Origin of the sequence: Cryobacterium soli (assembly GCF_003611035.1) — a bacterium.
GTDB lineage: Bacteria > Actinomycetota > Actinomycetes > Actinomycetales > Microbacteriaceae > Cryobacterium > Cryobacterium soli.
In genome coordinates this window covers 318,810-338,965 of the sequence record NZ_CP030033.1, presented here as the reverse complement: position 1 = coordinate 338,965, position 20,156 = coordinate 318,810, and the positions used below count along the sequence as shown (strand labels likewise).

22 protein-coding genes are annotated in these 20,156 nt (G+C 66.2%); 14 read left to right on the top strand and 8 right to left on the bottom strand.

Translation table 11 applies throughout. The features are described from left to right. Nucleotides 1–15: 15 nt before the first annotated feature. The 4 genes from DOE79_RS01620 to ctaF all read left to right on the top strand — a co-directional run bounded on the left by DOE79_RS01620 (nt 16) and on the right by ctaF (nt 3,691). Nucleotides 16–372, top strand: a complete 357-nt coding sequence (locus tag DOE79_RS01620; protein ID WP_066595323.1) for a HesB/IscA family protein — start codon at nt 16–18, stop codon at nt 370–372. Nucleotides 373–640: 268 nt separating this feature from the next. Further along, nucleotides 641–1,528: an aa3-type cytochrome oxidase subunit II gene (ctaC, locus tag DOE79_RS01615; RefSeq protein ID WP_120336996.1), complete on the top strand. Its 888-nt coding sequence runs from the start codon at nt 641–643 to the stop codon at nt 1,526–1,528. 3 nt (nt 1,529–1,531) lie between these two features. Beyond that, nucleotides 1,532–3,268, top strand: a complete 1,737-nt coding sequence (ctaD, locus tag DOE79_RS01610; RefSeq protein ID WP_066595327.1) for an aa3-type cytochrome oxidase subunit I — start codon at nt 1,532–1,534, stop codon at nt 3,266–3,268. Next, entirely contained in the window at nt 3,269–3,691 is a 423-nt protein-coding gene (ctaF, locus tag DOE79_RS01605; protein ID WP_120336995.1) for an aa3-type cytochrome oxidase subunit IV, read from the top strand. 76 nt (nt 3,692–3,767) lie between these two features. Here ctaF and DOE79_RS01600 read toward each other — a convergent pair whose 3' ends face one another. From DOE79_RS01600 to ctaE, 5 genes are all read right to left on the bottom strand, one after another. After that, a complete protein-coding gene (locus DOE79_RS01600; protein WP_245977067.1) occupies nt 3,768–4,595 on the bottom strand; it encodes a class I SAM-dependent methyltransferase in 828 nt (275 codons plus the stop codon). A 103-nt stretch (nt 4,596–4,698) separates the two neighbouring features. Continuing rightward, complete coding sequence (qcrB, locus tag DOE79_RS01595) at nt 4,699–6,297, bottom strand: cytochrome bc1 complex cytochrome b subunit (protein WP_120336994.1); 1,599 nt, start codon at nt 6,295–6,297, stop codon at nt 4,699–4,701. Between the two features lie 14 nt (nt 6,298–6,311). Further along, nucleotides 6,312–7,385: a cytochrome bc1 complex Rieske iron-sulfur subunit gene (gene qcrA, locus DOE79_RS01590; protein ID WP_120336993.1), complete on the bottom strand. Its 1,074-nt coding sequence runs from the start codon at nt 7,383–7,385 to the stop codon at nt 6,312–6,314. A 69-nt stretch (nt 7,386–7,454) separates the two neighbouring features. Beyond that, a complete protein-coding gene (gene qcrC, locus DOE79_RS01585; RefSeq protein WP_120336992.1) occupies nt 7,455–8,267 on the bottom strand; it encodes a cytochrome bc1 complex diheme cytochrome c subunit in 813 nt (270 codons plus the stop codon). A gap of 24 nt (nt 8,268–8,291) precedes the next feature. Next, entirely contained in the window at nt 8,292–8,921 is a 630-nt protein-coding gene (gene ctaE / locus DOE79_RS01580) for an aa3-type cytochrome oxidase subunit III (protein WP_484066187.1), read from the bottom strand. Between the two features lie 143 nt (nt 8,922–9,064). On the opposite strand from ctaE, the gene trpD reads away from it, so the two are divergent. Continuing rightward, nucleotides 9,065–10,117 carry an anthranilate phosphoribosyltransferase gene (trpD, locus tag DOE79_RS01575; RefSeq protein ID WP_120336990.1) on the top strand — a complete coding sequence of 351 codons (1,053 nt, stop codon included), beginning with the start codon at nt 9,065–9,067 and terminating at the stop codon, nt 10,115–10,117. A gap of 75 nt (nt 10,118–10,192) precedes the next feature. Here trpD and glpK read toward each other — a convergent pair whose 3' ends face one another. Together glpK and DOE79_RS01565 are read right to left on the bottom strand one after the other, a co-directional pair. Beyond that, nucleotides 10,193–11,707 (bottom strand): glycerol kinase GlpK, encoded by a 1,515-nt coding sequence (glpK, locus tag DOE79_RS01570; protein WP_120336989.1) that lies wholly within the window; start codon nt 11,705–11,707, stop codon nt 10,193–10,195. 136 nt (nt 11,708–11,843) lie between these two features. Beyond that, the gene (locus DOE79_RS01565; RefSeq protein ID WP_245977066.1) at nt 11,844–12,560 is read right to left on the bottom strand and encodes an MIP/aquaporin family protein; all 717 of its coding nucleotides are present in this window, start codon (nt 12,558–12,560) and stop codon (nt 11,844–11,846) included. 282 nt (nt 12,561–12,842) lie between these two features. Between DOE79_RS01565 and dhaK the strand changes: the two genes are divergently transcribed. The 6 genes from dhaK to DOE79_RS01535 all read left to right on the top strand — a co-directional run bounded on the left by dhaK (nt 12,843) and on the right by DOE79_RS01535 (nt 16,952). Then, on the top strand, nt 12,843–13,844 hold the full coding sequence (dhaK, locus tag DOE79_RS01560) for a dihydroxyacetone kinase subunit DhaK (protein ID WP_120336987.1): 1,002 nt from the start codon (nt 12,843–12,845) through the stop codon (nt 13,842–13,844). Nucleotides 13,845–13,854: 10 nt separating this feature from the next. Next, nucleotides 13,855–14,493, top strand: coding sequence for a dihydroxyacetone kinase subunit DhaL (gene dhaL, locus DOE79_RS01555; protein ID WP_120336986.1), 639 nt, complete (start codon nt 13,855–13,857; stop codon nt 14,491–14,493). Between the two features lie 2 nt (nt 14,494–14,495). Beyond that, a complete protein-coding gene (gene dhaM / locus DOE79_RS01550; protein ID WP_120340087.1) occupies nt 14,496–15,230 on the top strand; it encodes a dihydroxyacetone kinase phosphoryl donor subunit DhaM in 735 nt (244 codons plus the stop codon). A gap of 59 nt (nt 15,231–15,289) precedes the next feature. Further along, nucleotides 15,290–15,631, top strand: a complete 342-nt coding sequence (locus DOE79_RS01545; protein WP_120336985.1) for a hypothetical protein — start codon at nt 15,290–15,292, stop codon at nt 15,629–15,631. Further along, nucleotides 15,628–15,900, top strand: a complete 273-nt coding sequence (locus DOE79_RS01540) for a RidA family protein (protein WP_162942562.1) — start codon at nt 15,628–15,630, stop codon at nt 15,898–15,900. Before DOE79_RS01545 ends, DOE79_RS01540 begins: the two co-directional genes overlap by 4 nt. 458 nt (nt 15,901–16,358) lie before the next feature. Continuing rightward, nucleotides 16,359–16,952, top strand: a complete 594-nt coding sequence (locus tag DOE79_RS01535; RefSeq protein ID WP_120336983.1) for an HdeD family acid-resistance protein — start codon at nt 16,359–16,361, stop codon at nt 16,950–16,952. Between the two features lie 37 nt (nt 16,953–16,989). On the opposite strand, the gene DOE79_RS01530 is transcribed toward DOE79_RS01535, so the two are convergent. Then, nucleotides 16,990–17,748 carry an SDR family oxidoreductase gene (locus DOE79_RS01530; RefSeq protein ID WP_120336982.1) on the bottom strand — a complete coding sequence of 253 codons (759 nt, stop codon included), beginning with the start codon at nt 17,746–17,748 and terminating at the stop codon, nt 16,990–16,992. Nucleotides 17,749–17,839: 91 nt separating this feature from the next. Here DOE79_RS01530 and DOE79_RS01525 point away from each other — a divergent pair, with 91 nt between their 5' ends. Genes DOE79_RS01525 through DOE79_RS01515 form a run of 3 tightly spaced genes read left to right on the top strand, consistent with a single transcriptional unit; the run spans nt 17,840 to nt 20,075 of the window. Further along, nucleotides 17,840–18,307 (top strand): NfeD family protein, encoded by a 468-nt coding sequence (locus tag DOE79_RS01525; protein ID WP_120336981.1) that lies wholly within the window; start codon nt 17,840–17,842, stop codon nt 18,305–18,307. Nucleotides 18,308–18,310: 3 nt separating this feature from the next. Continuing rightward, nucleotides 18,311–19,303, top strand: a complete 993-nt coding sequence (locus tag DOE79_RS01520; RefSeq protein WP_120336980.1) for an SPFH domain-containing protein — start codon at nt 18,311–18,313, stop codon at nt 19,301–19,303. Then, on the top strand, nt 19,293–20,075 hold the full coding sequence (locus DOE79_RS01515) for a glycerophosphodiester phosphodiesterase family protein (RefSeq protein ID WP_120336979.1): 783 nt from the start codon (nt 19,293–19,295) through the stop codon (nt 20,073–20,075). The genes DOE79_RS01520 and DOE79_RS01515 overlap by 11 nt, the downstream gene beginning before the upstream one ends. The last annotated feature ends 81 nt before the right edge of the window (nt 20,076–20,156 follow it).

Below are 20,156 nucleotides of genomic sequence, written 5' to 3'. Positions count from 1 at the left end.
ATACCGAGGAGAACCATGACCGACACGATCGAAACCCGCACCGAAGCCCACGGGGTCGGCCTCACGGATGTCGCCGCCCAGAAGGTACGCAGCCTGCTCACTCAGGAGGGCCGCGAGGACCTGCGCCTGCGGGTCGCCGTGCAGCCCGGTGGATGCTCCGGCCTGATCTACCAGCTCTACTTCGACGAGCGCACTCTCGAGGGTGACGCGGTCAGGGACTACGACGGTGTCGAGGTCGTCGTGGACAAGATGAGCGTTCCCTACTTGGAAGGCGCCTCGATCGACTTCGAGGACACCATCCAGAAGCAGGGCTTCACCATCGACAACCCGAACGCCGGCGGCAGCTGCGCCTGCGGGGATTCATTCCACTAGCAGTCGCCCCGCAATGCAGGGCGAACACAGGGAGACCATCCATCGGATGGTCTCCCTGTGGCCTATCAGCCGGACTCTCCGCTCCGCCGATCAGCCCCCGGAATGGGGACCGGAACAGGCCCTTCGACCCTTGCGCACGGTACCCAATCGGAATGAAAACTTCGCCTGACGGGCCCCGCTTGCACTCCTGGGCAATCGACCCGGAGTAGGCTAGAGATGATAAATGCACTTCCTGTGTAGTGCCCTCACGTCTCCCGAAAGGTCACCGGTGCTCAGAAACCGCCGTCTCCGATGGGCCGCCATTCCGGTCGCAGCAACGCTCGCTCTTGTTCTCGCCGGATGCAGTCAGGCCGAACTCAACGGGTACCTGCCCGGCTTCGTCGAGGGTGAGGCGCCGGTAACCAACAACACCGAGCGCGTCTCCGGTCTGTGGACCACCTCGTGGATCGTCCTGCTCATCGTGGGCCTGATCACGTGGGGCCTGACCATCTGGGCCGTCGTCGTGTACCGCCGTCGCAAAGGCCAGACCGGTCTGCCGGTGCAGCTGCGCTACAACATGCCGATCGAGATCTTCTACACGATCGTGCCGCTCATCCTGGTGCTGGGCTTCTTCGCCTTCACCGCCCGTGACCAGAACGCCATCGAGGCCCGTTTCGACGAGCCCGACGTGAAGATCGAGGTCATCGGCAAGCAGTGGGCCTGGGACTTCAACTACGTCACCGACGACGTCTTCACGCAGGGCATCCAGGGGCAGCCCGACCTCGAGGGTGAGAAGGGCGCACTCGTCGAATCCGAGCTGCCCACGCTCGTTCTCCCGGTAGGGAAGAAGATCGAGATCGCCCTCGAGGCCCGCGACGTCATCCACTCCTTCTGGGTCATCGACTTCCTCTACAAGAAGGACATGATCCCCGGCAAGACCAACTACATGTCGGTCATCCCCGAACGCATCGGCACCTACGCCGGCAAGTGCGCGGAGCTCTGCGGTGAGTACCACTCCCTGATGCTCTTCAACGTCGATGTGGTCTCAGAGGCCGACTATGAAGCGTATGTCGATTCCCTGCGGGCGGCCGGCAACGACGGCCAGGTCTCCAACGAGTACGACCGCAACTCGAATCTCCCGGGCACCGGCGCCCCGACGGCTGAGGAAGGCAACTAGACCATGAGCACAGCAACCGCTCCGGCCGGCGCACCCGTCGCCTCACCGGCTCCTCGCCCCACCGGCGTTGACCGCAAGGGCAACATCGTCGTCCGGTGGATCACCTCCACCGACCACAAGGTCATCGGGTACATGTACCTGATCACCTCGTTCATCTACTTCTGCCTGGGCGGGGTGATGGCGCTCGTCATGCGCGCCCAGCTCTTCGAGCCCGGCCTGCAGATCGTGCAGACGAAGGAACAGTACAACCAGCTCTTCACCATGCACGGCACGATCATGCTGCTGATGTTCGCGACGCCGTTGTTCTTCGGCTTCGCCAACGCCCTCATGCCCCTCCAGATCGGTGCCCCCGACGTCGCGTTCCCGCGGCTGAACGCGTTCTCGTTCTGGCTGTTCTTCTTCGGCAGCCTGATCGCCGTCGGCGGCTTCCTCACCCCTCAGGGTGCGGCGTCCTTCGGGTGGTTCGCGTACCAACCGCTGGCTTCGACCACGTTCTCGCCAGGTATCGGCGGCAATCTCTGGATGGTCGGTCTGGGCCTGTCCGGGTTCGGCACCATCCTCGGTGGCGTGAACTTCATCACCACGATCATCACCATGCGCGCCCCCGGCATGACCATGTTCCGGATGCCCATCTTCACCTGGAACACCCTCGTCACGTCGCTGCTGATCCTGATGGCCTTCCCGGTCCTCGCCGCGGCCATGCTCGCCGCCGCCAGCGACCGGATCTTCCTCTCGCACATCTACGACCCGGCCAACGGTGGCGCCATCCTGTGGCAGCACCTATTCTGGTTCTTCGGTCACCCCGAGGTGTACATCATCGCGCTGCCGTTCTTCGGTATCGTCAGCGAGGTCTTCCCGGTCTTCAGCCGTAAGCCCATCTTCGGATACAAGACCCTGATCTACGCGACTATCTCGATCGCCGCCCTGTCCGTCACGGTGTGGGCGCACCACATGTACGTGACCGGATCGGTGCTGTTGCCGTTCTTCTCGCTGATGACCATGCTCATCGCGGTTCCCACCGGTGTGAAGATCTTCAACTGGATCGGCACCATGTGGCGGGGGTCGATCACCTTCGAGACGCCCATGCTCTGGGCCATCGGGTTCCTCATCACGTTCACCTTCGGCGGGCTCACCGGCGTGATCCTCGCGTCGCCGCCCCTGGACTTCCACGTGTCCGACACCTACTTCGTCGTGGCGCACTTCCACTACGTCGTGTTCGGCACCGTCGTGTTCGCCATGTTCAGTGGTTTCTACTTCTGGTGGCCCAAGTGGACCGGCAAGATGCTGAACGAGCGCCTGGGCAAGTGGCACTTCTGGCTCCTGTTCATCGGTTTCCACACCACCTTCCTCGTGCAGCACTGGCTCGGCGTCGTGGGTATGCCCCGTCGGTACGCCTCGTACCTGCCTGAAGACGGCTTCACCTGGATGAACCAGCTGTCCACGGTGGGTTCGATGATCCTGGCTGTATCGATGATCCCGTTCTTCCTGAACGTGTACATCACCGCCCGCTCGGCTCCGAAGGTCACCGTGAACGACCCATGGGGCTTCGGCGCCTCGCTGGAGTGGGCGACGTCCTGCCCGCCTCCGCGCCACAACTTCACCTCGATCCCGCGGATCCGCTCCGAGCGTCCCGCCTTCGACCTGAACCACCCCGAGGCCGGCATGCCCGTCGGAATCGGCCCGGCGAAAGACGCCCCCGACGCCCCGACATACGATGCCGCATCGGAAGAGGTCAAGTAGATGAACGCCAATATCAAGCTCTACTGGATCCTGGCCGTCTTCTTCGCCCTCCTCACCGGTGTCTACGTGGTCTGGAGTCTCGTTGATCCGATGCACGGCAGAATCGAATGGGTCGGCACCTTCGGTATCGCCCTGAGCGGCGTGCTGGTGGCCTTCGTCGCTTTCTACCTGTCCAAGGTTCACCAGGCGCAGGGCGGCGAGCTGCCCGAGGACACCCTCAGTGCGAACATCGACGACGGTGACCCCGAGATGGGCTTCTTCAGCCCCTGGAGCTGGTGGCCCATCATGCTCGCGGCCAGTGCGGCTCTGCTGTTCCTCGGACTCGCGGCAGGCTTCTGGATCGCGTACATCGGGATCGGTATCGGCGTGATCAGCCTCGTCGGCTGGGTCTACGAATACTACCGGGGCCTCTTCGCCCGCTGATACTCGTCAAGAAAGGCGCCAGTGACCTCACGGTCACTGGCGCCTTTCTGTGTGTGCCGCCGAAGCGTCGGCGCCGTCAGGCTCCGGTGCGGCGGAAGCCGAGCAGGCTGAACGCGACAGTGACGTCTGTGGGCGCAGGCGCAGCCACGCTGGCGGGGGAGCCGCTGTGGTGCGACGACGGGCCCATGCCGATGAGGGCGCCGACGTCGGTGGGCGAGAGCGAGAGCACCCGGGAGATGTCGTCGGCAGACTCCAGCCGGAAGCCGCCGGACAGGCTGTCGATCAGGCCGTCCACCTTGTTGGCGTGCACGTCGAGTGCGAGGCCGGCCGCGCGCAACTCCTGCAGGTGTGTCGGGTGCGGCACCACCACGGCGAGAAGACCGTCCGGACTGAGGATACGGTGGAATTCCGTCGCGTTGCGGGGAGCGAAGACGTTGATGATCACGTCGGCCGCAGCATCCCGGATCGGCAGGGGCGACCACACATCGGCCACCAGACCGGCCGTGTCCGCTGCCACGGAGTCTGAACCGGCTGGCTCTGCACGGATGGTGGCTGTGCGCAGCGTACGCGCTACGGCCACGGGGGACAGGTCGACGGCCAGCGCGCGGAGTTCCGCTTCCGCTGACGATCCATCAGCAGTTCCCGCCTGTTCGAGCGCTGACAGGACACCGCGCAGGTAGTACCCGGTGCCGCAGCCGATGTCGACCACCCGCCGGGGGCGCCCGGCACCGACAAGCCTGCTCAGGGCGTCACGGAGCTCCGTGTACCAGCCCTTCTCCAGGAAGGCGTCCCTGGCGTCCAGCATGGCCGCTGAGTCGCCGATGAGTTTGGTTGAGCCGCTGAGCAGAGAAGCGTAGCCGCGACGATTGACGTCGAAACGGTGCCCTGCATCGCAGCCGAGCACTCGGTCGGTGTGGGGGGAGAGGTCACGGAAACAGTTCGGGCACCGAAGCCACTCCGACAGGGTCTGGAGTGGCTTCGGTGCCCGAATGGGGTCACCCGTGTAGCTAGTGGTGATCGCCGTGGCTCTCTTCGATTTCCTTCGTGCCCACCGGAGCGATCCGGTCTTCGAAGAACCAGCGGGACAGACCCGCACGGACCTTCTGCACGCCGGAGATCTTCCCCTGGGCGTTCGGCTTCACCGTCAACGGCTTGTAGTCGTTGTAGCTCACCAGCTTCCAGCGCTCGTACTCGTCGACGGGCTGGTGCACCTCGATGTACTCGCCGCCGGGCAGGCGGACGATGCGTCCGGACTCGTAGCCGTGCAGCACGATCTCACGGTCCTTCTTCTGCAGGGCCAGGCACACGCGCTTGGTGATGAAGTACGCGATGAACGGGCCGAGGATGACGACGGCCTGCAGGGTGTGGATCACGCCTTCCATCGTCAGCTTGAAGTGCGTGGCGATGATGTCCGACGACGCCGCGGCCCAGAGGCCCGCGTAGAACGTGACACCGGCGGCGCCGATCGCCGTGCGGGTCGGAGCGTTTCGCGGGCGGTCCAGGACGTGGTGCTCGCGCTTGTCGCCCGTGACCCAGGCCTCGAGGAACGGGTAGAACAGCACCACGGCGATGAACAGACCCAGGCCCACGAGGGGGATCAGGATGTTGAACGACCAGGTGTGTCCGAGCCAGACCCACTCGAGTCCCGGCGGGATCAGACGAAGGGCACCGTCGGCGAAGCCGATGTACCAGTCCGGCTGGGTTCCGGCGGAAACCGGGGACGGGTCGTACGGTCCGTAGTTCCAGATCGGGTTGATGGTGAAGAACGAGGCCATCAGCATCACGACGCCGAAGACGATGAAGAAGAACCCACCGGCCTTCGCGGCGTAGACCGGAAGCACCGGGTAGCCGACGACGTTGTTGTTCGTGCGACCGGCTCCGGGGTACTGGGTGTGCTTGTGCACAACCACGAAAAGCAAGTGCATGGCTATCAGCGCCACGATGATCGCCGGCAGCAGCAGGATGTGCAGGGAGTACAGGCGGCCCACGATATCGGTGCCCGGGAACTCGCCGCCGAAGAGGAGGAACGAGATCCAGGTGCCCACGACGGGGATGCCCTTGACCATGCCGTCGATGATGCGCAGGCCGTTTCCGGAGAGCAGGTCGTCGGGGAGCGAGTAGCCGGTGAAGCCCTCTGCCATGGCGAGGATGAAGAGCACGAAGCCGATCACCCAGTTGAGTTCACGCGGCTTGCGGAAAGCACCCGTGAAGTAGATGCGCAGCATGTGTAGGCCGATGGAGGCCACGAACAGCAGGGCCGCCCAGTGGTGTACCTGGCGCATCAGGAGTCCGCCGCGCACATCGAAGGAGATATCGAGCGATGAGGCCATGGCCACCGACATCTCCACGCCCTTGAGCGGGACGTAGGAACCGTCGTAGTGCACCTCGGCCATCGACGCCTGGAAGAAGAACGTCAGGAAAGACCCCGAGAGCAGGATGATGACGAAGCTGTACAGCGCCACCTCGCCCAGCAGGAACGACCAGTGGTCAGGGAAGATCTTGCGACCCAGTTCCTTGACCGCGGTGGAGATGCTCGTGCGCTCGTCGATGTAGTTGGCCGCGGCGCCGGTGAAGCCGCCGGACTTCTTCGTCTCGGCGGGTTTCATATCAGTTGTCGTACTCACTGTCGCTCCCAAAAGCTCGGTCCGACTGGTTCAAGGAAATCGCTTTGTGCGATCAAGTATCCCTCGGCATCCACCGCAATGGGGAGCTGGGGGAGCGGACGCTTGGCCGGGCCGAAGATGACCTTGGCCTCATCAGCCACATTGAACTGTGACTGGTGGCAGGGGCAGAGGAGATGGTGCGTCTGCTGTTCGTAGAGGCCGACGGGGCAGCCGACGTGGGTGCAGATCTTGGAATACGCGACGATGCCGTCGTATGACCAGCTGGCGCGCTCCGGCGACTCGATGAGGTCCTGCGGCTTCATGCGCACGAGGATCACGACCGACTTGGCCTTTTCTTCGAGGCGTCCGTGTTCGAGGTCCATCAGGCCCTCGGGGATCACGGCGAACGAGGAACCCAGGGTGACGTCCGATGCCTTGATCGGGGCGCCGGAGGGGTCGAGCGCCAGGCGGGTGCCCTTCTCCCACATGGTCTGCTTGAGCAGAGCGACCGGGTCCTGGTCCTGCGGTGCGAGTCCGCGGAACAGCACGACGGCGGGGAGGGGGAAGACCACCAGGGCGCCGATCAGGCTGTTGCGGATCAGCGTGCGGCGGCCGAAGCCGGACTCGGTGTTCGCTTCCTGGAAGATCTCCACGGCGCGCGCACGGGTCTCGTCGGTGCCGCGGACCGGGTGACGCTCGTCGATGCCTTCTTCGTCGTGCATCAGGGCCTTGCCCCAGTGCACAGCACCGATTCCCAGCGCCAACAGGGCCAGGGCCAGTCCGATGCCGATGAACAGGTTGTTCAGGCGGACGGAACCCGGGTCCTCGGGGACGATCGGGAAGATCATGTACGCGGCGATGGCGAACACGCTGCCCACGATCGACAGGTAGAAGAGCGTGTAGACGGTGCGCTCGGCCTGCTTCTCCTTGCGGGGGTCCAGGTCGGTGACGCGCGGCCGGTGCGGCGGGAAGCCGGGGTTGGCCACGGCGTCGCGTGCGACGACGGCGGTACCCGCGGCGGCGGTGCCGTGCTCGACGCCCGAAGAGTCGGCAGCGGTCAGGTCCTTTCCGCTGGTCTCATCGCTGGCCATTGTTCTCCTTCAGGGGCGCTGTCTGTGTTCGCTGTGTCAGGTGCGGGGTGGTCATGTGCAGGGTGCCGATCAATTCGATTTCGCCGTGATCCACACGGTCAGGGCCACGATGGCTCCCAGTCCGAAGATCCAGAGGAAGAGGCCTTCGGAGACGGGACCGAGGGAGCCCAGGGCGAATCCGCCCGGCGACGGGTTGTTCTCCACGTACTTGAGGTACGTGATGATGTCGCGCTTGTCCTCAGGCGAGATGTTCATGTCGTTGAAGACCGGCATGTTCTGCGGTCCGGTGACCATGGCCTCATAGATGTGCTGCGGGGTGACGCCGTCCAGAGCGGGGGCGTACTTGCCCTCGGTGAGGGCGCCGCCCGCGCCGGCCACGTTGTGGCACATGGCGCAGTTGATGCGGAACAGTTCGGCGCCGGATGCGGCGTCTCCCTGTGCGTCGAGCAGCTCCTGGGCCGGAATGGCAGGTCCGGGGGCGAGGGAGGCGACGTAGGCCGCCAGGGCTGCGGTCTGTTCCTCGGTGAACTGAACGGGCTTGACGATGGCCTGCGGGCCGTTGGCCTGCATGGGCATGCGACCGGTTCCGACCTGGAAGTCGACGGAGGCTGCTCCGACGCCGATGAGGCTGGGTCCGGCTCCGGTGCCTTCTGCGCTGAGGCCGTGGCAGGTGGCGCAGTTCGCAGCGAAGAGTTTTTCGCCCTCGCTGACGGTCTGCTGGGATGCGGTGTCCGTGGCTGCGCTGGCGGTGCCGGTGCTGAACATCGCGTACGCGCCGCCTGTGAAGAGCAGTCCGATGGCAATGAGGGCGACGCTCGCGAGAGGGCTGCGACGGCCGGAACGACGGGAACGTCCGGCGGTAGGTTTCTGAGTCCTGGGCATGCTGAGTGTGTCCGCTCCTGCTTGTTATTTAAGAACGTAGATGACCAGGAAGAGCCCGATCCAGACGACGTCGACGAAGTGCCAGTAGTACGAGACCACGATGGCGCTGGTGGCTTCCTTGTGACCGAAGTTCTTGACCGCGAAGCCGCGGCCGATCACGAGGAGGAAGGCGATGAGTCCGCCGGTCACGTGGATGCCGTGGAAACCGGTGGTCAGGTAGAACGCAGAGCCGTAGGCGTTCGAGGCCAGGGTGACGCCTTCGGAGACCAGCGTGGCGTACTCGAGGACCTGGCCGGAGACGAAGATCGCGCCGAGGGCGTAGGTGAGGAAGAACCACTCGACCATGCCCCACTGGCTGGGCTTCCATCCGGTGGACCGGGCCTGCAGGCGTTCGGCCGCGAAGACGCCGAACTGGCAGGTGACCGAGGAGGACACCAGGATCAGCGTGTTCACGAGGGCGAAGGTGAAGTTGTGCTTCTCCGTCTCGAACTGCCATAACTCCGGCGACGTCGAACGCAGCGTGAAGTAGATGGCGAAGAGGCCAGCGAAGAACATGACCTCGCTGCCCAGCCAGACAATGGTGCCAACCGCCACGCTGTTGGGCCTGTTCACAACGGGGAGGGTCGCCCGAGGAGTAATTGAGGTCGTCGTCACTATTCCATTATGGCCGATTACCGCACAGGTTTTTCTCATCCTGAAGTGCCATTCGACCCTATTTGCAGGTTAGGTTAACCTAACTAGTGCCTGATGGCACCGGAAATGCGGGTCAGGGGAGAGTAGATGATTAAGATCGGAGAATGCTCGAATCCCAGTCCTGGCCCAACATTCTCGACGCCCTGCTCAGCGGGGCCGACCTCAGCGTGGCCGATGCCGCCTGGTGCATGGAACGGATCGTGCTCGGAGAGGCCAGTCAGGCCCAGATCGCCGGATTCCTGATCGCCCTGCGAGCCAAGGGGGAGACGGTCGATGAGATCGTGGGCTTCCGGGACGCCATTCTGGATCACGCGGTGCCGCTCAAGGTGAACTCCATGGGCCTGGACATCGTGGGGACGGGCGGCGACAGGTTCGGCACCGTCAACGTCTCCACCATGGCGTCCATCGTGTGCGCGGCGGCGGGTGTTCCCGTGATCAAGCACGGCAACAAGGCCGCGAGCTCGGCTTCGGGCTCCTCCGATGTTCTCGCCGAACTGGGAATCGACCTCAGTCTCTCCGCGGATGTGGTCGCCACCGTCCTGGAGGACACCGGCATCACCTTCGCCTTCGCGGCCGCGTTCCACCCCGGGTTCCGGCATGCGGCCGCCGTGCGGGCCGAGCTGGGCATTCCCACGGTCTTCAATTTCCTCGGTCCCCTCGTCAATCCGGCTCGCCCGGAGGCCTCGGCCGTGGGTGTCGCGGCGCTCGACCGGGTGCCCCTCTTCGTGGGCGTGTTCCAGACCCGCGGCGCCACCGCGCTGGTCTTCCGCGGTGACGACGGCCTCGACGAACTCACCACCACCGGCCACAGTCACGTGTGGGAGGTGTCACGGGGCCTGGTCACCGAGCACGACATCGACCCGCGCGATCTGGGTATCCCGCGGGCCACCATGAGCCAGTTGGTGGGTGGCTCGCCGGCCCACAACGCCTCCGTGGTGCACGCGGTGCTCGCGGGGGAGACCGGCCCGGTGCGTGACATCGTGTTGCTGAACGCGGCGGCGGGTCTCGTGGCCTACGACCTCGCCCACGACCCGGCCCAGTCCCAGGTGAGCATCCTGGACCGGTTCCGGGCCAAGCTCGTTGTGGCGGCCGACGCCATCGACTCCGGGGCCGGTGCGGCGAAATTAGCCCAGTGGGTGCACGCCAGTCACGCCTGACCCGGGCACACCAGGGCGCCGCACCCGACTCGAGAAGAGTGGCGGATGCGGCGCCGGTGGTGAGACTCGTGCGGGCTACAGCACGTCGTCGTCGACCCAACCGAAGGTCTTGGTGACGGCCTTCTTCCAGTTGCGCAGCTGGCGGGCGCTCTCTTCCTCGCTCATCTGCGGTGTCCAGCGGCTGTCCTCCTGCCAGTTCGAGCGCAGTTCGTCCAGGGTGCTCCAGAATCCCGTCGCCAGACCCGCCGCGTAGGCGGCACCGAGTGCCGTGGTCTCGGCGACCACCGGCCGGATCACCGGCACGCCGATGATGTCGGCCTGGAACTGCATCAACAGGTTGTTCTTGATCATGCCGCCGTCCACCTTGAGCTCGGTCAGTGGCACGCCGGAGTCGGCGTTGACCGCGTCGAGGACCTCGCGGGTCTGGAAGGCCGTGGCCTCCAACGCCGCGCGGGCGAGGTGGCCCTTGTTCACGAACCGGGTGAGGCCGACGAGCGCGCCCCGGGCATCCGACCGCCAGTACGGCGCGAACAGGCCGCTGAACGCCGGCACGAAGTAGGCGCCGCCGTTGTCGTCCACGGACGCCGCCAGGGTCTCGATCTCCTCTGAGGAGCCGATCAGGCCGAGGTTGTCACGCAGCCACTGCACGAGCGCGCCGGTGACGGCGATGGAGCCCTCGAGCGCGTAGTGCGGTTCGGCGTCGCCGAGCTTGTAGCCGAGCGTGGTGAGCAGGCCGTTCTTGGAGTGGATGATCTCGGTGCCGGTGTTGAAGATCAGGAAGTTACCGGTGCCGTAGGTGTTCTTCGCCTCGCCCTGGTCGAATGCGGCCTGGCCGAAGGTGGCGGCCTGCTGGTCGCCGAGGATGCCGGCGATGGGCACCTCGCGCAGCAGGCTGTGCTCGTTGACGGTGCCGTAGACCTCGCTGGAGGAGCGGATCTCGGGCATCATCGAGCGCGGCACGCCGAAGATCCCGAGGATCTCGTCGTCCCACTGCAACGTCTCCAGGTCCATGAACAGGGTGCGGCTGGCGTTGGTGACGTCGGTGGCGTGTACGCCTCCCTCGAGCCCGCCGGTGAGGTTCCAGAGCACCCAGGAATCGGTGGTGCCGAACATCAGGTCGCCGGCGTCGGCCTTCTCACGGGCTCCCTCGACGTTCTCCAGGATCCAGACGATTTTGGTGCCGGAGAAGTAGGTGGCCAACGGTAGGCCGACCTTCTGCTTGAACCGTTCCACGCCGCCGTCGGCCGCGAGACGGTCGACGATGGGCTGGGTGCGGGTGTCCTGCCAGACGATGGCGTTGTAGACCGGCTTGCCCGTGGTGCGGTCCCAGACCACGGCGGTCTCGCGTTGGTTGGTGATCCCGACGGCGGCGATGTCGTGCCGGGTGAGGTTGGCCTTGGACAGCGCCTGGCCGATCACCTCGCGGGTGTTGTCCCAGATCTCCATGGGGTCGTGTTCGACCCAGCCGGCGCGGGGGAAGATCTGCTCGTGTTCGAGCTGACCGGTGGAGACGATGGAGCCGGCGTGGTCGAAGATGATGGCGCGTGAACTTGTGGTGCCCTGATCAATGGCGAGAACATACTGAGCCATGGTGTACCTCCTTGTACGTTGCGTGATGGCTTGGACAGAACTATAAATCCGTCTGCTGAGTGCGGGTGAGGAATCCCTCTGGTCGTTCCGGGCGCAGGAAGCAGGCCGGCCCCAGGGGGAGCCGGCCTGCCGGGCGCTACGCGACTATGGGCAGCCAGATCAGAGACGCCCAGCCGGCGAGGAGCCCGCCGATCACCGGGCCGACCACTGGCACCCAGGAGTAGGCCCAGTCCGAGGAGCCCTTACCCTTGATCGGCAGGATGAAGTGGGCGATCCGGGGGCTGAGGTCACGGGCGGGGTTGATGGCGTACCCGGTCGGGCCACCCAACGAGGTACCGATCACGAGGACTAGGAGCGCCACGGGCAGCGCGCCCAGTGCGGCGAGACCGCCGCTTTCGCCCTGCCGGCCACCGCCGAAGGCGATGACCACGAACACCAGCACGAAGGTGCCGATGATCTCGGTGACGAGGTTCCAGCCGTACGAGCGGATGGCCGGGCCGGTTGAGAAGGTGCCGAGCTTGTTGGCCGGCTCGGGTTCCTCGTCGTAGTGCTGCTTGTAGGCCAGCCACACGACGACGGCGCCGAGGAAGGCTCCGAGGAACTCACCGGCCAGATAGACGAGAACCGACAGGAAGTTCACCGGCACACCGAGACCGAACTCGGTGGCGCCCGATGCGACGAGCCCGAGGGTGACGGCCGGGTTGAGGTGAGCACCCGAGTTGTAGGCGACCGTGACACCGGCGAAGACCGCGAAACCCCAGCCGAAGGTCACCATGAGGAACCCGCCGCCGAAGCCCTTGTTCTTGGTCAGGGCCACGTTGGCCACGACACCACAACCGAGGAGGACGAGCATCCCAGTGCCCAGCACCTCCGACAAAAAAACAAGACCGATATTGTCCACGATGACCTTTCTCGTAAGGAGCGAGATGCCGGACGAACCGGAGCAATCCCTTCGCGCTGAGCGATTTTGCAGCTACCATAGCGCGGCCGGAGCCGGAGCGAAATGGACCCGATTGACGGGATCACCTGCCTCTTACCGAGAAGAGCCGCAGCGCGTAGGTTGTGCAGGGAGCACGGCTGCGTGCCCGGCACGATAGCTCCGTGCCGCTCGATTCCGACGAATGAAGGAATGGTCATGAAAAAACTTGTCAACGACCCGAAGAACGTTGTCGTCGAGGCCGTCGCCGGCTTCGGTGCGGCGCACGGCGATATCGTGCGGGTATCCCTCGATCCTGTGTTCATCGTGCGAGAAGACGCTCCGGTCGCCGGCAAGGTGGGCATCGTCAGCGGCGGCGGGAGCGGGCACGAACCCCTGCACGGTGGTTTCGTCGGATTCGGCATGCTGGACGCCGCAGTCCCCGGGGCTGTGTTCACCTCGCCGACACCCGATCCGATCTTGGCCGCGACCAAGGCCGTCGATGGGGGAGCGGGGGTGCTGCACATCGTGAAGAACTACACCGGTGACGTGCTCAACTTCGAGACGGCAGCGGATCTCGCCGCAGCGGATGAGATCGAGGTGCGCACGGTGATCGTCAACGACGACGTCGCGGTGAAGGACTCGCTCTACACCGCGGGGCGACGCGGGGTCGCCGGCACCGTCCTGGTCGAGAAGATCGCCGGCGCTGCCGCAGAGCGCGGCGACGATCTCTCCGCGGTGGCGACAGTGGCCGAGAAGGTCATCGGGCAGGTGCGCTCGATGGGGGTCGCCCTGACCCCTTGCGTGGTGCCGCACGCGGGCGAGCCGAGCTTCACCCTCGCCGACGACGAGATCGAGATCGGTATCGGAATCCACGGTGAGCCCGGCCGGGAACGGATCAAGCTGGAACCCGCCGACGCCATCGTCGACCGGATTCTCGGACCGATCCTGGACGACATCCCCTTCGCCTCGGGCGACCGGGTCTTGTTGTTCGTGAACGGAATGGGCGGCACGCCTCAGGTTGAGCTGTACATTGTATTCCGACGGGCCGCCGCAGTTCTCGCCGAACGAGGCATCGAGGTGACACGCACGCTCGTCGGCAATTTCACAACATCACTGGAGATGCAGGGCATGTCGATCACGGTTCTCAAACTCGATGACGAGTTGACCGCCCTGTGGGACGCTCCGGTGCACACGGCCGCACTGCGGTGGGGAAAGTAGGGATGACCGGATGAGCGTAGACGTCGCCTGGGCAGAAGCCTGGATCAGGAGCAGTGCACGGATTCTCTCGGAGAACCGGGCGGAGTTGAACACCTTGGACCGGGAGATCGGCGACGGTGACCACGGCGAGAACATGGACAGGGGCTTCCAGGCCATGCTGGCCAAGCTCGATGCCGCGACCGACGCCGGCACTCCGGCCGAACTGCTCAAGACCCTCGCGGCGACGCTCATCTCCACCGTGGGCGGGGCCGCAGGCCCGCTGTACGGCACGGCCTATCTCAAGGCCGCCGCGGCCGTGGCCGGCTCCGCGGACCTGGACGGGCCCGCCGTCGTCGCACTGCTCACGGCCGGACGGGACGGCATCGTCCTGCGCGGCAAGGCTGAGTCCGGTGACAAGACCATGGTCGACGCCTGGACCCCTGCGGTGGACGCGGCAATCGCGGCCGAGGCCGCCGGTGAGAGCCCAGAACAGATCCTGGCCCGGGCGGCGGACGCGGCCGAATCCGGTGCCGCAGCCACGGTTCCCCTGATCGCCCGTAAGGGCCGGGCCAGTTATCTGGGGGAGCGCTCGATCGGTCACCTGGACCCCGGTGCCCGATCCACGGCGCTGATCCTGCGGTGCGCGTCCGACGCGGCCGCGCAGTCCTGACCATGTCGGACTCCGTGGTGGCGGGCGCCACTCAACCGGCGCGTCGCGTGGGCATAGTCTTCGTCTCGCACAGCGCCGAGATCGCCTCCGGTCTGGTGACACTGGCCCGGCAGATGGCGCCGGAGGCGACATTGGTGGCCGCCGGCGGCCGAGACGACGACGGCATCGGCACCAGCTTCGACAAGATCGCCGCTGGCATCGCCCAGGCCGACGACGGCAGCGGTGTGGTCGTCCTGTGTGACCTGGGGTCAGCCATCCTGACCGCCGAGACGGCGATCGAGTTCCTCGACGATGACGTGCGTTCGCGTGTGCGCATTGCGGATGCTCCGCTCGTGGAGGGTGGTGTGGCCGCCGCGGTTGCCGCTCAGATCGGCGGTGACGTCGAGGCCGTACTGCGGGCGGCGGAGTCCGCGGGCGGGTCCTCGTCCGTCGAGCCGGGACCGTCGAACGATGGAGGACGACCGGGCGAGGGCTCAGGGGGAGCCGTGGTGCGGACGGTGACCCTGCGCAATCGGGACGGCCTGCACGCGCGCCCCGCGGCGGACTTCGTAAAGCTGGCCAGCACCTTCGATGCCCCGGTACGAGTCAACGGCAAGGATGCGCACAGCCTCCTCGGCATCATGTCGCTCGGTCTCACCCGGGGGATGAGCGTCGAGATCTCCGGGCCTGACGAACGCTCCCGGGCGGCCGTCGAGGCGCTGGCGGCCCTGATCGAGACCGGTTTCGGCGAGGAATGAGCGGATCCGGACGCGCCCGGGTCTAGTCCACCGGCGGGGCTGAGGCGTACGCTGGCGGCATGGTCCAGAATGAGAAATCCTCGGCCGGGGCGCACCGGCTCGGCCCACGGCGACTCTTCGACTGGGTGGAGGACCGACTCCGGCCCGCGTTCGACTCCCCGCCGGTGGGCACCTACGATGCGGCGGAGACGACCGGGTTGTCCAGCTGTCCGGTCTGCGGTCGGCCGATGACCGAGCACACCATCGAGCACTCCGCCCACGACACCGTGCTGAACTGCCCGGTCCCGCACCCAGGGGCCTGGGACCGCGACGCCTTCGAGCCGGTCAACGAGTTCGGAATGGTCATGCGCGACCACCCGGAACAGAACAGGGCGTCCGGGTCCGGGGGAGAAGCGCAGTGAGCGGCGAGCCCCGACCGGTCGACCCGCCAGGGATGCCGACCAGCCCCGCCTTCGCGCAGGGAATGATCGCTCCGGCAGGTCCGTTGCTTTTCGTCGGCGGGCAGAACGGCATCGACTCGTCCGGCACCCTGCTGGATGGCATGGGGCCGCAGAGCGAACAGGCCCTCCGGAATGTGCTCGCCGTGCGTGCCGACGCCGGCTCAACTGGTGGAGATCGACGCGGTGGCGACGGTTCCCGAGCGCTGACGCCCACTGCCGGTCTCGCGTGAACGACGCTCGGCGCGGCGGTCCCGAAAACGGGGCCCTGGATCCTCTTGTTGACATAATGTGCATTATCGGTCATCTCAACACGGGCTGAGAAGCGGGGCTATGGCTGGGCCGGCTGGGATTTCACGTGGTCGCGTTCGGGCTCGCACGAGGCCTGCGTGGCAGGAATGCTCCTGCGGCAGTCGCACCCAATGGCTTGGTCTGCGACGGTCGACTGTGCGCAACGGTCGCTGTGTGTGGGGTGACCGTGCTGACGGGCCGGCTTCTCACCACGCTCATTTATTGTTGCAACGAAAAGAACTGGTGTCTGGGAGCCGTTCGTGCCGCGCCTGACCGTCGCGTCGACCGGGGATAGCCGGTACGTCGTCTTCGGATTAGGTTGACGGCAACCGCCCAACACTCCCCCGCGTGCGGGAGAACTCGCTGCCAGAACCGCACGCTCATCGCCCGAAGGAGTCTCATGTCCAACAGCACCGGGACCGGCACTGCGGTCTTCGCCCTCTCCATCGACCCCGGGCACCTGAGCGCGAGGGAGATCACCGGCATCCGGGTGGCCTTCGCCGCCAGCGCTGTGCTGGCGATCGCCATCGGCACCGTCCTGCTCGTCTGGACCGAGGCGACTCTAACCGTGATCGCCGTGCTGTTCGGGCTCTATTTCGTGATCAGCGGGGTCGTGCGCATCGTGCGCGGCGTGGCCGCGACCGGAGCCGGCACCGGCGGCCGGGTGCTCAACATCGTGTTCGGGGTGTTGGTGCTGATCCTGGGCATCCTGGCGCTGCGCAACCCGGAGGGCTCGCTGGCCGTGCTCGGGCTGCTGGTGGGCATCGTCTGGATCGTGGAGGGCGTCGCCGCCCTCGTCGAGTTCACGACAGACTCCAGCCGGTGGCCGGGGATCGTCCTGGGCCTGGTCGGCATCCTCGCCGGGATCATCGTGCTGTTCGCCCCGGTCGAGACGATCGGCGTACTGGTGACCATCGGCGGGATCATGCTGATCCTGTCCGGGCTTGTGCAGCTGGTGCGCGCCTTCACCTTCGGTCGAGGCGCGCTGGCCTGAGCGGGGCCCGGCAACGCGGGGCCCCGGCTCGAGCCGCTCAGCTGGTGAAGTCGGAGGTGTCCCCCACGTATCGGGTGTTCCCGGCCGGAACCGGCTCGACGGCGGCCGACACAATCTCCGCCGCGAATTCGCTCACGTTGTAGAGCTTTCCAGCGGATTCCTGGCGGGCGCTGATCGCGCCGGGGTTGGCGCGCTCGAGCAGGACGGCCGTGATGGTGCCCTGGATCATGTCGCCGGACACCACGACGAATCCGATGCCGGCCTCGGCCAGCTCGGGAATGACGGCACGGAGGGCATCCTCGCCGGCACGCTTACTGCGGGCGACCGGCTCGTACACGTCCACATTGGCCGCGGTGTCGACGAAGTGCGCCTGGTGGCTGGTGATGAAGACCACCCGGGAGCCGTCGCTGAGCAGCGGGACGGCGGCAGTGAGGAGGTTGACCTGGGCGTCGCGGTTCAGTTGCATGGCGTAGTCCTCGGCCATGCCGCTCTCCATCCCGCCGGAGGCGTTCATCACGAGGATGTCGAGTCCGCCGTATTCGGCGCGAATGGTGTCGAACATCGCCGACACCGACTCGGCATCGGTGAGGTCGGCGGCCACGGTGATGGCCGTTCCGCCGGTTTCGCGGATGGCGGCGGCGAGCTTGTTCGCCCGCGCTTCCTTGTTGCGGTAGTTGATGACGACCTTCGCGCCGGCCTCGGCGAAGTACGTGACGGTGTCGGCTCCGATCCCGCGGGAGGAACCCGTGACGAGGACGCGCTTTCCCGAAAGGCTACCGGGCTGGAGGGGATTCATCGATGGTGTGCTCACGGGGATAAAGACTATCAACATGCCTCACACCCGCAGGTGCTAGCGTCGTAGATACCGACGCGCGAGGGGTGGCGATATGGTGGATTTGACCGACTACCTGTGGATTGTCTGGCTGACGTTCATCCTGGTCTGCGTCATCATCGAGCTTCTGACTCTCGATTTCACCTTCCTGATGATCGGCGTCGGAAGCGTCGCCGGCCTGGGGGCCAACCTGCTCGGCTGGGAATGGTGGGTGCAGATCCTCTTCGCCGCCGCCGTGTCGGTCCTGCTGCTGCTGCTCATCCGGCCGGTCCTGCTCCGCGCGATCGCCAGGGACAGTCCGGCCGTACCGCCGAGCAATGTGGCAGCTCTGATCGGCATGGGCGGGCGCGTCGCTGCAACGGTGGGCGAACTGGGCGGCCTGGTCAAACTCGATAACGGCGAGACCTGGACCGCGCACCTCTCCCCCGGGCACGCCACACTCATCCTCGACCCCGGCGAACGTGTCCGGGTGTCGGCCATCGAAGGCTCCACCGCGCTCGTCGAACCCCTCGAAAGGATCTAACCCGTGCCCAGCCCAGACCAGATCATCGTCCAGATATTCGTGCTGCTGCTCATCATCGTCGTCCTGGTGTTCGTGGTCGTGATCCTGGTCCGCACCATCCGGATCATCCCGCAGGCCAGCGCCGGCGTGGTCGAGCGCCTGGGCAAGTACCACAAGACCCTGATGCCGGGGCTGAACATCCTGGTGCCCTTCATCGACCGGGTCCGCCCGCTCATCGACATGCGGGAGCAGGTCGTGTCGTTTCCGCCGCAGCCCGTGATCACCGAGGACAACCTGGTCGTGTCGATCGACACCGTGGTCTACTTCCAGGTGACGGATGCCCGCGCCGCGACCTATGAGATCGCCAACTACCTGGGCGCCGTCGAGCAGCTCACCACCACGACGCTCCGCAACGTGGTCGGCGGACTGAACCTCGAAGAGGCCCTCACCAGCCGGGACAACATCAACGGCCAGCTCCGGATCGTCCTCGACGAGGCGACAGGCAAGTGGGGAATCCGCGTGGGCCGGGTCGAGCTCAAGGCCATCGACCCGCCCATCTCCATCCAGGACTCGATGGAGAAGCAGATGCGCGCCGAACGAGACCGCCGCGCGCTGATCCTCACCGCAGAGGGCACCAAGCAGTCCGCGATCCTCACCGCCGAGGGTGCCCGCCAGGCCTCGATCCTGCAGGCCGAGGGACAGGCCAAGGCCGCCGTGCTCCGCGCCCAGGGCGAGGCCGAGGCCATCACCACGGTGTTCAAGGCAATCCACGACGGTGACCCGGACCCGAAGCTCCTCGCTTACCAGTACCTGCAGACCCTGCCCAAGTTGGCCGACGGTACCTCCAACAAGCTCTGGATCGTGCCGAGCGAACTGACCGAGGCAATGAAGGGCATCGGACGGGCGTTCGGTCCGAACCCCGTCGCCGGGTCACACCCCGGCGCCCCGACGTCCGCCGCCCCGAGTGACGGCCAGGGGGCGCCCGGTCAGGCGCCGGTGGCCGGACGTGACAGCTGAGCCACGGTCCTTCCTCGGGCCGGCCGGCCCGCGCATTCTCGCGCACCGCGGGCTGAGCACCGACGCACCCGAGAACACCCTGCTGGCGTTCCTGCAGGCCCTGAGTCACGGGGCCACGCACCTGGAGACCGACGTGCACGCCAGCAGGGACGGCGTCGCCGTGATCACCCACGACCCCACCCTCGCGCTGGACGGCACGGCGGTGAACAGCCTGACCATGGCCGAACTCGGCCGGATCGACCTGGGCCAGGGTCAGGCCTACTGCTCCCTCGCCGAGGCCCTGGCCGCCTTCCCCGAGGCGCGCTTCAACATCGACATCAAATCGGCGGATGCCGTGCTCCCTACGGCCCGCGCCATCCGCAGGGCCGCGGCGGCGAGCCGGGTGTTGCTCACCTCGTTTTCTGAGACCCGGCGCCGCCGGGCGCTCAGGGCCGTCCCCGGCGCCGCGACCTCGGCCTCTGCCGCGGGGGTCGCCGGCCTGGTGACCGTGCTCGCGCTGCGTCAACACTGGGTGTTGCCGCGGCTGCTGCGCGGCATCGATGCCGTCCAAGTGCCGGAGAGCGCGGGCCGGCTGCGCATCGTCACTCCGCGGCTGATCCGCAGGATGCATGGAATCGGCGTGGAGGTGCACGTGTGGACGGTCAACGACCCGGCCCGCATGGCAACCCTGCTCCGGATGGGCGTCGACGGGCTCGTCACCGACCGCTGCGACCTCGCCGCGCAGGTCGTGGATGCGCACGGCTCCTTTCGCCCTCCGCGGGCCGGTTTCTGAGAGATCACCGCCAAGAGGGCTATAACGGAAAGATAACGTCCAGCTTGATGGTTTACAACTAGGAATGCATCGCGAGAGGAG